This is a genomic window from Nocardia bovistercoris, from assembly GCF_015674855.1.
In the GTDB taxonomy this organism is placed as follows: Bacteria; Actinomycetota; Actinomycetes; order Mycobacteriales; family Mycobacteriaceae; genus Nocardia; species Nocardia bovistercoris.
Genome location: NZ_JADMLG010000005.1, coordinates 336,131 through 351,092, shown reverse-complemented (window position 1 = coordinate 351,092; position 14,962 = coordinate 336,131). Strand labels below are relative to the sequence as shown.

Sequence of the window (14,962 nt, the reverse complement as noted above, 5' to 3'; positions counted from 1 at the left end):
GCTCGATCGCCGTACCGTGGGATGTGCGCGCCGATCGGGCCGGGACCGGTCGACATGGGCTTCCACGCGGTGGCGTCGATTAGTAGGTAAGGCTAACATAACTGGCAGAACGGTGGACCTTCATGGGCCATGCGGCGCCCCGGGCAGGGTTGTATAGGCTAACCTAAATTTTGCTAGGTTGAACGGGGCCTGTCCGTTGTCAGGCCCGAGGTCGCAGGTAGGTGAGGGTTGGCCATGCTCGACGGATGCGTCCCCGGTCCGAGAGTTCCGGTTCCCGGCGGAGCCTGCCGGAGGCACCCCACCGGCGCGGCACCCGAAATCTCTGCGCGCGTGCCACTTCCGCGTGCGAGTTCGGGTGCGGTCGAACCGTGATCCGCCGGTTTCCGCTGTCGATCGCCGCGTGCCACGGGACATCCCCGCGCACGGGTGACCGGCGGCGGTCGTGCGGATCGGGCGAGTGAAGATTCAGGGAGAGAGACGGTTCATGTCCAACGATGCCAAGTCCATGCTGGATCGCCGCAAAGAGCTGCTGCGCAGGCGAATGATCGAAAGCGGTGTCGTCGAACCGGTTTCCGCGCGGACCGCGGCGCCACGCGCGCGCGTCGGTGAGCGCTACCCGCTCTCGGCGGGGCAGCGTCGCATGTGGTTCATCCAGACCCACGACCGCGAAGACACCACACTGAACATCTGCGTCGCCTACCGCCTGACCGGCGCCCTCGACACCGACCGGCTGCGCGCCGCCGTGACCTCGGTCGTCGACCGCCACCACATTCTGCGCACGACATACGGTCTCGACGCCGACGGCGAGCCGTATCAGGTCGTGCACGCGGAGTTGGCGCCGTCCTGGCAGGTGCACGACCTCGCCGACCTACCGGAGGTCGACAGATCGCGCAGACTCGAAGTACTCGCCCGGCGCGAATTCAACCGCCCCTTCGACTTGGCCGAACAGTCGCCGCTGCGCATCACGGTGGTTCGCACCGGCGCGGAGGAATTCGCGCTGGTCCTGGTCGTACATCACATCGCGTGGGACGACGACTCGTGGTCGGTGTTCTTCGCCGAACTGGCCGCCGCCTACGACGATTCCGCGCCGTCTTCCGAACTCGCCGCGCAATACATCGACGCCGAAGTGCTCGACGCCGCCGCGCGGGACGAATCGGGAATCGACTTCTGGCGCGGGGCGCTGCGGCCGCTGCCCGAACCGCTCGAACTGCCGGGGACCGCGTCGGGTGCGGCCGCCGCGGGGCGCAAACAGGCCGAGATCAGTACGAAGGCATTGCCCGCGGATCTGCTCGGCCGGGTCGAGGAATTCGCTCGCGCCCGCGGCGCGACGCCGTTCATGGTGCTGCTCGCCGCGTACGGGGCGGTCGTCCACCGGTACACGACGGCAACGGATTTCCTGATCTCGGTGCCCGTCACGGTGCGCAGGAACGCGGCCGCCGAAGCGCTGATCGGCTACTTCGGCAACGCGCTGCTGCTGCGGCTCAGTCCGCGGATGGGGGATTCCTTCGCCGAACTCACCGCCGCCGCGCGCGAGACCAGCGCCGCCGCCTTCGCCAATCAGCACGTCGGCATCGATCAGGTGGTGCGCGAGGCGAATCCGGATCGGGTGAACGGACGCGACGGCCTCGAGCAGCTGGTGCGGCTCGGCTTCGCGGTGCGCAAGAGCGCGGCGGGATTCGGGGTGCGCGGTGTCACCGCGTCGCAGCTCACCTTCGGCAGCCAGGTCGCGCAACTGCCGCTGACACTCAGCGTCGTCCTCGAACCGGAAGGGGCGCGGCTCGAGGCCGAGTACCGGGTCGGCGACATGGACGCGGCGCTGGTCGAGCAGCTGCTCGACCACTACGTGCAACTGCTGGACAGCGCGCTGGCCGATCCGGATCGCGGCATCGGGCATATCGACATGCTCGGCGCGCACCGCGCCAGGATCATGGAACTGTCCCACGGCGACCTGGTCGAGGAACCGGCGACCACGCTGGTCGCACTGTTCGAGAAACAAGTCGCCGCCGAACCGGATTCGATCGCGGTGGTCGCTCCCTCGGATACGGGCGGCGCCGGTGTCGAGATGACCTACGACGCACTGAACCGGCGCGCGAATCGGCTGGCGCACTGGCTGATCGCGCGGGGAATCGGCACCGAGGACATCGTCGGCCTGCGGATCGCGAACTCGGCGGAGTTCATCGTCGCGCTGCTCGGCGTGCAGAAGGCGGGCGCCGCGTACCTGCCGATCGACCCGGCCTACCCGGACGACCGCATCGACTACCTGGTCGAAGACGCCGCGCCGCGCTTGGTGTTCGGCACCGAGGAACTAGCCGAGGCCGAGTCGGCGGCGGCGAATCTGCCCGACCACGACCCGGCCGACACCGAGCGCCTGCGCCCGCTTCGACCCGACAACCTGTCCTACGTCATCTATACCTCCGGCTCGACCGGCAAGCCGAAAGGCGTTCCGGTGCCGCATTCGGCGATCGCCGAACACCTCGTCGGCTTCACCACGCAGTGGGGGATGACCGCGGAAGACCGTCTGCTGCAATCCTCTTCGGTCAGCTTCGACGCGTCACTGCTCGACATCTTCGTCACGCTCACCCTCGGCGCCCGGCTCGTGGTGCCGAAACCGGACGCGTTCCGCGATGTCGCATACGTCGCCGATCTGATCACCCGCTGCGGGGTCACCGTGCTGCACATGGTGCCTTCGATGCTCAGCACCTTCCTGCTGCTGCCCGAGGTCAGCGAATGGCGCGCGCTGCGGCACGTGCCGGTCGGCGGCGAGGCGCTGCCGGGTGAGATCGCCGACAAGTTCGCCCGGATCTTCGACGCCGAACTGCGCAACCACTACGGCCCGACCGAGGCCGTGGTGTGTTCCACCCACATGGCGGTGCGCGGTCCGCAAGGCACCGGCATCGTGCCGATCGGCATACCCAATCAGAACGTCGATCTCTACCTGCTCGACACCGCCCTGCAACCGGTTCCCACCGGCGTGGTCGGCGAAATCTACTTGGGTGGAGAGCAACTCGCGCGCGGATACCTGAATCGGCGCGGCCTGAGCGCGGAGCGGTTCGTCGCCGACCCGTTCGCGGACGGACAGCGGCTGTACCGCACGGGTGACCTGGCCAGGCGCAATGTCCGCGGTGAGATCGAATTCGTCGGCCGCGCCGACGAACAGGTGAAGGTGCGCGGATTCCGCATCGAACTCGGTGAGGTCGAGGCCGCCATCGCGAGCCACCCGAGCGTCGGGCACTGCGTGGTGATCGCGGTGGCGGACAAGGCCGTCGGAGCGATGTTGGCCGCCTACGTCGTGCCCGCCGGTGACGCCGATTCCGTCGATTTCACCGACATTCGGGCGCACGCGAGCGCGGCGCTGCCCGAATACATGGTGCCGTCGGCGTTCGCGGTGATCGCGGAGATCCCGCTCACCGTGCACGGCAAGCTGGACCGTCGCGCGCTGCCCGCCCCGAATCCGGTGTCCGCGCGCGGTTTCCGGGAGCCCGCGACCGCGACCGAGCGTCGGATGTGCGCGATCTTCGCGGCGCTGTTCGGACTCGACGCGGTCGGCGTCGACGATTCGTTCTTCGAACTCGGCGGGCATTCGCTGCTCGCGGCCCGGCTCGTGGCGCAGATCCGCGCCGAGTTCGGTATCGAACTGGATGTGCGGGTGCCTTTCGACACACCGACGTCGGCGGGGCTCGCGCAACTGCTGGTGACGCGCTTCCGCGACGAGTTCGACATCGATCTCGACTCCATCGACTTCGAGGACGAGGCCGAACCCGCGCAGGCCGAGGCGGCCCCGAGCGCGACGCCGGAGCCGGTACGCAGGGACCGGCCGGACCGGGTTCCACTGTCGTATTCGCAACGCGCGCTGTGGTTCCAGGACCGGATGGAAGGGACGAGCGCGGCGGGCAATATCCCGTTCGCGGTCCGCTTCGACGGCCCGCTCGACCGTACGGCGCTGCGCACTGCGCTCGGGGATGTGGTGGCAAGACACGAGGCGCTGCGGACCACGTTCCCGGTGTTCGATGGTGCGCCGAGTCAATCGGTGGGTCCGGTCGCCGAGGTGGATCTCCCGGTGACCGAGATCGCCGAGGACGAACTCGACGCGGCGCTGGCCGAGATCGCCCGCTACTGCTTCACGGTGGATTCGGAACCGCTGCTGCGCGCGCAGCTGTTCGCGGTGGGCGGCAACCATGTGCTCTCGCTGCTGATTCACCATCTGGTGAGCGATCACGGTTCGTTGCAGGTACTGCTCGCGGATCTGATCACCGCCTACCGCGCCCGCCTCGACGGCGCTGCGCCGGTGTGGACGCCGCTGCCGATCCAGTACGCGGATTATGCGCTGTGGCAACAAGATCTGTTCGATTCCGACAGTTCGGGCACACCGAGTTCGCACGGCCGAGCGCTCATCGACTTCTGGCGCACGGCCCTGGACGGACTGCCCGACGAGATCGCGGTGGCCCACGACCGGCCGCGCCCGACGATGCTGAGCAAGCGCGGCGAGGTGGTCACCTTCACGCTGCCCGCCGATCGCCGCGCCGCGCTGAAAGCGTTGGCGGAGACGGCGGGCGCGAGCGAGTTCATGGTCTACCAGGCGGCGGTCGCCACCCTGCTGAGCGCGCTCGGCGGCGGCGCCGACATCGCCATCGGCAGCCCGGTCGCGGGCCGCACCGACGCGACGGCGGGCCTGGTCGGCCTGTTCGCGAACATGGCGGTGGTGCGCAACGACCTGTCCGGCGACCCGACGCTGCGGGCCACGGTGACCCGCACCCGCGACCGTGCCCTCGACGCCTACGTGCACCAGGGCCTGCCGATCGAGCGGCTGGTCGAGGCGATCAACCCGGCGCGAAGCATGTCGCGGAACCCGTTGTTCCAGACCATGGTGCACTTCCGCGGCGCGGACTGGGCGCCGGAACCGCTGGCCGTGACGGGTGACGGCGCGACCACCGCGACCGCGCTCCCGGTCGATTTCGACTTCTCCTTCCTCGACCTGAACCTGAACTACGCGGTGCGTTCGGACGGCGGTCTCGACGTGCGGCTCGTCGCCAGCGCCGACCTGTACGACAGCGCGACGGCACACCGAATCGGTGACGCGCTGCGCGCCACCCTCGACGCCTACGCCACCGCGCCGGACACCACGGTCGCCGAACTCCGGCCGCTGCCCGAAGCGCAGTTGCGCGAACTGCGGGAGCGCCGCCCGTCGGCGCGAGTCGAGGCCGAGGCGGGTACGGCGGCTACCGGCGGACCGGCCACCGAGACCGCGCGCATCCTGATCGCCATACTCGAGGAGCTGTTGGAGATCACCGACGTGACGCCCGAGGACGGCTTCTTCGCCCTCGGCGGTGACAGCGTGGTCTCCATCCAGTGGGCGACCCGCGCGGTGGAGGCGAATCTGCCGCTCGAGCCGAAGATGGTGTTCGAGAACCACACCATCGCGGCGCTCGCGGCGGCGGTGGACGCGGCCATGCTGGAGCCGGTCGAAGAAGCTCCGCGCGCACGGGAGCCGGAGTCGGCGCCCATGTCGGCGTCCGGTCTCGACTCCGACGCGTTGGCCGCGCTCAGCGCCTCCTGGCAGGCGCGCGCATGAGCGGGGGTGCGCCGCGGATCGAGGACGTGCTCGCGCTGAGTCCGCTGCAGGAGGGGCTGTTCTCGCTGTCGCGGCTGGCCGAGGACGGATCGGATATCTACACGGTCCAGTTCATCGCGGATATCGATGGCCCGCTGGATGCGGCGCTGCTGCGGCGCAGCGCCGAGGCGATGCTGGTGCGGCACCCGAATCTGCGGGTCGCGTTCTGGGATCAGGATGTGCCGCGGCCGGTGCAGATCGTGCCGTCCGAGGTGGAGCTGCCGTGGACCGAATGTGACGCGACACCGGAAGATCTCGACGAACTGGCTGCCGCCGAACAGCGTCGCCCGTTCGACCTGACGCGCGGACCCGCGCTGCGTGTCCTGCTCGCCGCGTTGCCGCCGGACGCGAAAGATGAAGCGCGGCATCGGATGATCGTGACCATCCACCATATCCTGATGGACGGCTGGGCGCTGGCGCTGTTCTGCGGGGAGATGCTCGCGATCTACCGTGCGGGCGGTGTGACGGACACGCTGCCGTCCGTGCGGCCCTACCGCGACTACATCGCCTGGCTCGCCGCCAATGACACGGCGACGGCGCATCGCCGCTGGTCGGAGGCGCTCGGCAGGATCGGAGGGCCGCTCATCATCGCCGACGGCGGCGCGACCATGGGCATCACCCAGGCGAAAGCGCCGGTGGCTCCCGAGATCTCGCGTTTCGTCCTGAACGCGGCGGAAACCGTTCGGCTGCAAGGCTTCGCGCGGGCGAACGGGCTCACGCTGAACACCGTTGTGCAGTTCGCGTGGACGATGATGCTGGCGCGACTCACCGATCGCCGGGACGTGGTCTACGGCGCGATCGTGACCGGTCGCCCCGAACAGCTCGCGGGCGTGGAACAGATGATCGGACTGTTCCTCAACACCATCCCGGTGCCCTTCGTCCTCGACCCGAACGCTTCCGTGACAGCGGAATGCGCCCGCCTGCAACGAGAATCGGCCGCACTTCGAGACATCGGGTACCTGAGTCTCTCGTCGGTGCAGCGCGCGGCCGGGCACAGCGAACTGTTCGACACCATGTTCGCGTTCGAGAACGCGCCCATCGCCGACGCGATCAAACCGGTGCCGATCGGTGCGGGCGTGACCTTCCGGCCCATCCAGGTCGAGAGCCTCACGCACTATCCGCTGACTGTCGTGTCGCATATGGCGGGCGAGGAATTGCTCGTGCTGGTCGAGGCGATTCCCGCGGCGATACCGCATCTCGTGCCGTCCGAGATCGGCGAGGGGCTGCTCGGCTTGCTCCGTGCGCTACCGGATCTCGGCGCCGCCCGCGTGCACGATATCGAGGTACTGCCCCAGGCTGTCCGGGACGAACTGCTGCGCACGGCGACCACGCCCGCGCTGCCCCTCGACGCGGATTCGGTGATCGAGTTGTTCCGGCGGCAGGTGGACGCGACACCGGATGCCCTCGCGCTGACCACGGACACCGAGACGTTCTCTTACCGCGCGCTCGCCGAAGCGGCGGACCGGCTCGCCGGTGAGCTCGTCGCGTGCGGAGTGCGCCCGGAAGACACCGTCGCACTGTGTCTTCCGCGCAGGCCGGAGGCGATCGTCGCGATTCTGGCGACCCTGGCGGCGGGCGCGGCCTATGTGCCCGTCGACCCGTCGCTGCCGACCACGAGGGTCGAGTCGATCGCCGCGCAGGCGCGTCCTCGGTTGGTGTTGACCGTGGGGAAGGCCGATGTGGGCTTCGGCGACGTGGATGTCATCGACCTGGACGATCCGGTTGCCGTCGAGCGCATTTCACGGCGGCCTTCGACTCCGCCGGACATCACCCGATTGCCGGAACACAGCGCCTACGTCATCTTCACCTCCGGTTCCACCGGTGAGCCGAAGGGCGTCATCGGCACCGATCGGGCTCTGGTCAGCTATTTCACCGATCACCGGGAAAGGGTGTACCGGCCCGCGACGGCTGAACTCGGCCGGAAGCTGCGGATCGCGCACAGTTGGTCGCTGAGTTTCGACGCGTCCTGGCAGCCGATGGTCGGCCTGCTGGACGGCCACGCCATCCACCTGTTCGACGAAGCCGGTATGCGCGATGCGAACCTGCTGGTCGAGGGCATGGTGCGGCACGGGATCGACATGATCGACACGACGCCGTCGATGTTGCGGCAGTTGGCCGCGGCGGGACTGCTCGAACACCGGCTCGCCGTGCTCGCGCTCGGCGGCGAGGCCATCGACACCCGACTGTGGGCCCGTCTGCGCGCGCTCCCGGGGATCGCCGTGCACAATTGCTACGGCCCGACCGAGACGACCGTGGAAGCCGTTGTCGCCGAGGTTAAATTGTTCGGTGACGCACCGACGATCGGCACGCCCAACGCGGGAACGTCCGGCTACGTGCTGGATTCGGGGTTGCGTCAGGTGCCAACCGGCGTCGTCGGCGAACTGTATCTGTCCGGTGCGCAGCTCGCGCGCGGTTATGTCGGCCGTACCGGACACACGGCGGGGCGGTTCGTCGCCGACCCGTTCCGACCCGGTCGCAGGATGTATCGCACGGGAGATCTGGTGCGCCGCTTGCCGGGTGGCGGTTTCGGTTATCTCGGTCGCATCGACGATCAGGTGAAGATCCGCGGCTATCGCGTCGAGATCGGCGAGATAGACACCGCGTTGCAGGCGCTGCCCGGTGTCACCGCCGCGGCCACCACCGTGGTGCGCCGTGCGGTCGGTGCGAGCCTGGTCGGGTTCGTCGCGGGCGCGACGGAGGATCCGGTCGCGATGCGCGCCGCGCTCGCGGATCGGTTGCCCGCCTATATGGTTCCCGCGCGGATCGCGGTGTTGCCGAGCCTTCCGATGAACGCGAACGGCAAGGTCGACGCGCGGCAGCTGGCGCACGCGGCCGAACAGCTGTTCCGTGCGGTCGGCGACGGTGCGGTCGCGCGTACGGATACCGAACGGCTCCTCGGCGAAGTGCTCGCCGAGGTGTTCGAAGGCGCCGCGCTCGGCATCGATGACGACTTCTTCGCCCTCGGCATGGACAGCATCGTCGCGATATCCCTGGTGAACAAGGCGCGTCGACGCGGTCTGGCCGTCACACCGCGCATGGTGCTCGCCACGCCGTCGATCCGCGACCTTGCCGCCGCGATCGACAGCCGGGCCGCCGTACCCGTCGCCGCCGCGGGTGACGGCGATTACGGCGAGGTGCCGCCGCTGCCGATCGTCGCGTGGATGTTCGAGCACGGCTCCTACCGTCGCTTCACCCAGAACGTCCTGCTCACCGTGCCCGCGGAACTCACGGGCGCGGATCTGGATACGGTGTGGCAGGCGGTGCTCGACGGGCACGACACCTTGCGGTCCCGGCTGGTCGACACCGAGAACGGCCCGCGCCTGGTCACTCGCGAACCGGGATGCGTGCGAGCCGCCGAAGTATTGACGACAGTCGACTTCGATGGTGCCGCAGTGGATTTCGGCGCTCGACTGGCCGAGGCGAGTCGGGCCGCCACCGACGCGATCGACCCGAGCACCGGCGGTATGGTCCGGGTGGTGTGGCTGCGCGGCGCGCCGGGCGGTGACCTGCTCTTCGCGGCGATCCACCACCTGGCCATGGACGTGGTGTCCTGGAACATCCTGATCGCCGATCTCGCCGACGCCTGGGAACAGGTAGCCGCGGGCGCGGTGCCGAAGGTGCTGTCCGAACCCACCTCCTACCGGGAGTGGTCGCGGTTGCTGCGGCAGCGCGCGGGCGAACCCGAAGTGCGCGCCCAGCGCGCATACTGGGCCGCCCAGGTGCGCGACGCGGATCCCGCCATCGGGACGCGCAAACCGGATCCGGCGACCGACACCTGGTCGTCGCTGCGGGTGACCGCCGCGACCACGCCGGTCGACACCACCGCCCGCATCCTCGGCGCGCTCACCAAGGACGACGGCGTCCGCGAATTCCTCTTGGCCGCACTGACACTCACACTGGTCTCCTGGCGGCGCGAGCGCGGCGTCGACGGCGGCGCGGGCGCGCTGATCGCACTGGAGGGCCACGGGCGCGCGGACGCGGTGTTCGGCACCGACACCACGAGCACCCTCGGCTGGTTCACCACGGTCTTCCCGGTGCGGCTCGGCGCGGTGACGCCGCCGCTGGATGTCGAACGGGCCGAAGCCGATCCGGACGCGGCGCGCGAACTGCTGCGTTCGGTGGCCGCGCACATCTCGTCGATCCCGGAGAACGGACTCGATTTCGGGCTGGTGCAGCAGGTGCTCGGCGTCCCGGAACTGGCAGGCGCCAACGAGCCCCAGGTGGAGTTCAACTACCTCGGTCGCATGGATCTGGCGGGGCACGACGGACGCCCGTGGTCGCTGGTCACCGATCCGGACGTGGTCGACGCCGTATCCCTTGCCCCCGAACCCGACCTGCCGCTGCGCTACGCCCTCGACGTGATCTCAGCCATCGGCACGACGCCGGAAGGCCCACAGCTCACCACGAATTGGCGTTGGAGCGAAGCGCTTTTCAGCCACGCCGACGCCGAGCGTCTGGCCGAGCTGTGGCAGCGCTGCGTCACGGCGCTGGCCGCCGCGCTGGACTGACCGGAAGCGCAGACGCCCCCGGTCCCTGGAATCACCAGGGACCGGGGGCATCTGCGAGTCGAGCGCTGTGTCGCCACTACGGCGGGCCGCCGCTTCGACGCTGTGTCCACATCCCGGCGAGCCGCTGTTCGATGTGGCGCGACAGCGCGGCGAGACGCTACTTCGACGCGGCCGCGAAGGCCGGGCCCAGCTTCTCCAGCAGGTACGGCACCGACAGCGCGGTCGGCTGGTTGACGGCGCTGATCTCCTGCACGGTGAGCAGTACCGCCGACCCCTTCTTCACCGAGGGCAGATCGGCGAATCCGGGCAGCTGCCGGTAGGTCTGGTCGAGACCGTTGGAGTAGCCCGCGAGCAGCAGGTCGGGGGTGAGCTGGTCGGCGCGTTCCGGCGACAGCGACACCCGGCCCTGGTTGGACGCCTGGTCGATCAGGTTGGCGGGAATCGTCATGCCGAGCTGGGTGAACAGCTTGCTCGACGGGTCGGTGGGGTTGGCGAGCACCATCAGCTGGGTCGGGCTCACGAGCCAGGTGCTGGCGAAGGTCTTGCCCTTCAGGCCGGGGTAGGTCTGCGAGATCGTCTCGAGTTTGCGGTCGACATTCGAGATCGTGGTGGTCGCCACGTCTTCCTTGTGCAGGACCTTGCCGAGGGTGGTGAGCTGTTCGCGCCAGTCGGCCACCGGATCCTTGCTCAGACCGGGCAGGGTCGGCGCGATCTTGGACAGTTTGTCGTAGGTCGCCTGATCGGCGAGGAAGGTGTCGACCAGGATCAGGTCGGGCTGTAATCCGGCGACCTGTTCGGCGATATCGCCCGCGGTGCTCAGCGCTTTCGCGGATTTCAGCGATTCCGGCGTCCACGGCGCGGAACTGTTGGACAGCACGGCGACGTTGTCGATGTAGCCGATCGGGGTGTTGCCGAGCGCGAGGGTGGCGTCGAGCCACTGGTTGCCGAGGGCGACGATCTTGGTCGGGGTGCCTTCGACGACGGTGGTGCCGCGCGCATGGGTGATGGTGACCGCTTCGCCGCCGGAGGCCGTGTCGTCATCGGACGACCCGCATCCCGACAAGCCGATGGCCAACGCGCCCGCCAGCAAGGCCGTTGCGGCCCGCGCCCACACGCGGGATCTCCGAACAGGTTTCATGGTCGACTTCCTTCCTTCGCCGAGGAAGGTCCTCGGCTGCCATTGCGCGGGCCCAAGCATAGGTGAGCCAGGCCCCGGCTTTAATAGGTTAGGCAACCCTATATGAATGGGATAGTCTGAGCTACGAGAGTCTCGATCCGCCCGGTGTGGCGGCAGGCAAGGAGTGGCAACGCGATGGAGTCGGCAGAGCCGGGGAATACGGGCGTGGCAGCGAATAACGGGGCGGAGATCAGCAAGGCGGAGATCCGCACCGCGATAGCGGCTCAGATCGGTCTCGCCGCCGCCGATATCGATGATCACGACGACCTCATCCGACTCGGACTCGACTCCATTCGGACCATGAAACTTGCGGGCGGCTGGCGCAAACGCGGTTTCGACATCAACTTCGCGCAGCTCGCCGCGAGTCCAACGGTCGAGGACTGGCACGTGTTGCTCGGCGCCGACACGGCCGACACGCCATCCGATCCGGTCGCTGCGGCGCCGGAGGCTGTGGATGCGGACGATGCCCCATTCCCGCTGGCGACCATGCAGCACGCCTACTGGATCGGACGTTCCGACGAACAGGAACTCGGCGGTGTCGCCGCGCATCTCTACGTCGAATTCGACGGCGGTGCAATCGATCCCGCGCGTCTTGAACTCGCCGTCAAGGATCTGGTCGCGGTGCACCCGATGCTTCGCACCCGATTCCTACCCGACGGCACCCAGCAGACCATGCCCGTGCCGGGCAGACCGGTGTTCACGACCGTCGACCTGCGCGAGCATGAACCCGAGGCCGAGCGAGCCGCTCTGGCGCAGATGCGTGCGGAGCGCACGCATCAGCGACTCGCCATCGAAGAAGGCCAGGTCATCGATATCACGGTCACCCTGCGTGCGGGTGCGCGCACCCGCCTGCACCTCGATGTCGACATGCTGGCGGGCGACGCGATGAGCTACCGGGTACTCATCTCCGAACTCGCCGAGCTCTACCACGGCGCGACCCTCGCCGCCCCCGGCTACACCTACCGCGAGTACCGCACCGAACGCCCGCAATCCCCGGCCCGCGACCGCGACCGGCAGTGGTGGCAGGAACGGCTCCAGGAAATGCCCGGCGCACCGGAACTCCCGACCGTCCCGGTGGCCGAGCGCCGCGAACCGGACCGCACCGTGCGCTACGACCACTGGCTCGCACCGGAGGCCAAACAGCGCCTGCTCACCGCCGCCCACCAGCGCGGAATCACCCCCGCTATGGCCCTGGCCGCCGTCTTCGCCGAGACCATCGGCGGCTGGTCGGCGCAGAGCCGGTTCCTGCTCAATGTGCCGCTGTTCCACCGCGAGCCGGTGCATTCCGAAATCGACCGTGTGATCGGCGATTTCACCTCCTCGATCATGCTGGCGGTGGATGTCACCGAGGATATGTCGGTGGCCGACCGCGCACGTGCGCTACAGACCCGGATGCACGAAAGCGGCTCGCACTCCGCCTATTCGGGGCTGGAAGTGCTGCGTGATCTCGGCAGGCGGCGCGGTGAGCCGGTGCTTGCTCCCGTCGTCTACACCAGCGCGCTGAATCTCGGCGAGCTGTTCGCCGACCGGGTCACCGAGACCTTCGGCGAACCGGTATGGATCATCTCGCAGGGACCGCAGGTGCTGCTCGACGCGCAGGTCACCGAGGTGCGCGGCGGTCTGCTGCTCAATTGGGACGTGCGCGAATCGGCCTTCCCAGCAGGGATGATCGACGCCATGTTCGCCCGGTACACCGAGGCCGTCGACCGCCTCGGTGAGGGCGAAGCGGGCTGGAACGCGGCGGCCGCGGTGCGCCTGCCGCGCGCGCAGGCGCAGGTGCGCGCCGCCGTGAACGCCACCGCGGGACCGGTGAGCGGTCGCCGCCTGCACGAAGGATTCTTCGACCACGCCGCCGCGCATCCCGATGCGCCCGCCGTGGTCTGGGGACTCGGCGACGCCGAGGGCGGCTGGAGCTACGGCGAACTCGCCGCCCGCGCGCTTGCGGTGGCGGGCGCGCTGCACCATGAGGGGGTGCGGCCCGGCGACGCCGTCGCGGTCCAGTTGCCGAAGGGCCGGGATCAGATCCTCGCCGTCCTCGGCGTCCTGGCCGCGGGCGCGACCTACGTGCCCATCGGATTCGATCAGCCGGTCGGCAGGCGCACCGAGATCCTGCGCACCGGTGCGATAGTCGCGGCGATCACCGTCGCGGGCCGGGATATGGGCGTTCCGATCACCTGCGTGTGCATCGACGAGGTGCGCGAATTCCCGAATCCACTCGCGGCGCCGGTGCTGCCGGGAGCCGACGAGATCGCCTACGTGATCTTCACTTCGGGGTCGACGGGCGTTCCGAAGGGTGTGGACGTGCCGCACAGCGGCGCCATGAACACCATCGACGCGGTCAACGACTGGTTCGAGGTCGGCGCCGCGGACCGGGTACTCGCGTTGTCCGCCTTGGAGTTCGACGCCTCGGTCTACGACATCTTCGGCATGTTCTCCGTGGGTGGATCGCTGGTCGCGGTCGACGCGGACCAACGCGCCGAGGCCACCACGTGGGTGGAACTGCTCCGACGCCACAGGGTTTCGATCCTCAACTGCGTGCCGAGCATGCTCGACATGATTCTGGAGATTGGCGGCGCCGCACTCGGCGACTCGCTGCGCGCGGTCACCCTCGGCGGCGACTGGGTCGGCGCGGATCTCGCGCGCCGACTCGCCGCCCAGGTTCCCGGCTGCCGCTTCTCCGGACTCGGCGGCGCCACCGAGACCTCGATCCACAACACCATCTGCGAAGTGGTGGGCGAACCGCCCGCGCACTGGGCGACCGTGCCGTTCGGGGTTCCGCTGCGCAATGTCCGCTGCCGGGTGGTCGCGCCATCCGGCCGGGACTGCCCGGACTGGGTGTCGGGCGAATTCTGGGTCGGCGGCGCGAATGTCGCCGCCGGATACCGCAACGACCCGCAGCGCACCGCCGAGCGGTTCGTCGAATACGAGGGTCTGCGCTGGTACCGGACCGGCGACATGGCCAGGTACTGGCCCGACGGCACCATCGAATTCCTCGGCCGCGCCGATCACCAGGTGCAGATCCGCGGTTACCGCGTCGAACTCGGTGAGGTGGAGAGCGCGCTGCGCACGGTGCCCGGCGTTCGGCACGCGGTCGCAGCGGTGGTCGGCGCGGGTGCGCCCAAACTGGTCGCCGCGGTGGCGGGTACGGCCGAGGTCATCGGGGACATCACGGCCGCGGTTGCGGATCTGCTGCCCGCCTACATGATTCCGACCAGGGTCGAATACCTCGAACGAATGCCGTTGACCGACAACGGGAAACTGGATCGCCGAGCGGTTCTCGCCCTGCTCGAATCGGGCCCGAAGGAGTCGGAGAACAGCGCGCCGCGCACCGATGTGGAGGCCGCGCTCGCCGATATCGTCGCGGGTGTACTCGGCGCGGACGCGATCGGCGTGCACGACGACTTCTTCGGACTCGGCGGCGACTCGGTGCTGGCGACCACGGTGGTGGCGCGGGTGCGCGAATGGCTCGACCTCGACCACGCCCTGGTCGCCGACATCTTCGCGACGCGGACCGTCGCGGGTCTGGCCGAACGGCTCGGCGAACGCGAGGCCGCCCGCGGCACACCGGACCGATTGGCCGAGGTCGCGCGGCTGTATCTGGAGGTCGCGGCGATGAGCGACGAGGAGATCATGGCCGAGGCGTAGCGGGCGTCGCGATCCTCTGCACTG

The 14,962-nt window shown here is 69.0% G+C and carries 4 protein-coding genes; 3 read left to right on the top strand and 1 reads right to left on the bottom strand.

The window, feature by feature from the left end:
* Positions 1 to 484 precede the first annotated feature (484 nt).
* Positions 485 to 5,569: a non-ribosomal peptide synthetase gene (locus tag IT779_RS15215; RefSeq protein ID WP_196149949.1), complete on the top strand. Its 5,085-nt coding sequence runs from the start codon at positions 485 to 487 to the stop codon at positions 5,567 to 5,569.
* On the top strand, positions 5,566 to 10,116 hold the full coding sequence (locus IT779_RS15210; protein WP_196149948.1) for a non-ribosomal peptide synthetase: 4,551 nt from the start codon (positions 5,566 to 5,568) through the stop codon (positions 10,114 to 10,116). Before IT779_RS15215 ends, IT779_RS15210 begins: the two co-directional genes overlap by 4 nt.
* 157 nt (positions 10,117 to 10,273) lie before the next feature.
* Here IT779_RS15210 and IT779_RS15205 read toward each other — a convergent pair whose 3' ends face one another.
* Positions 10,274 to 11,254, bottom strand: a complete 981-nt coding sequence (locus IT779_RS15205; protein ID WP_196149947.1) for an ABC transporter substrate-binding protein — start codon at positions 11,252 to 11,254, stop codon at positions 10,274 to 10,276.
* Positions 11,255 to 11,428: 174 nt separating this feature from the next.
* Here IT779_RS15205 and IT779_RS15200 point away from each other — a divergent pair, with 174 nt between their 5' ends.
* Complete coding sequence (locus tag IT779_RS15200) at positions 11,429 to 14,938, top strand: non-ribosomal peptide synthetase (RefSeq protein WP_196149946.1); 3,510 nt, start codon at positions 11,429 to 11,431, stop codon at positions 14,936 to 14,938.
* Positions 14,939 to 14,962 lie beyond the last annotated feature (24 nt).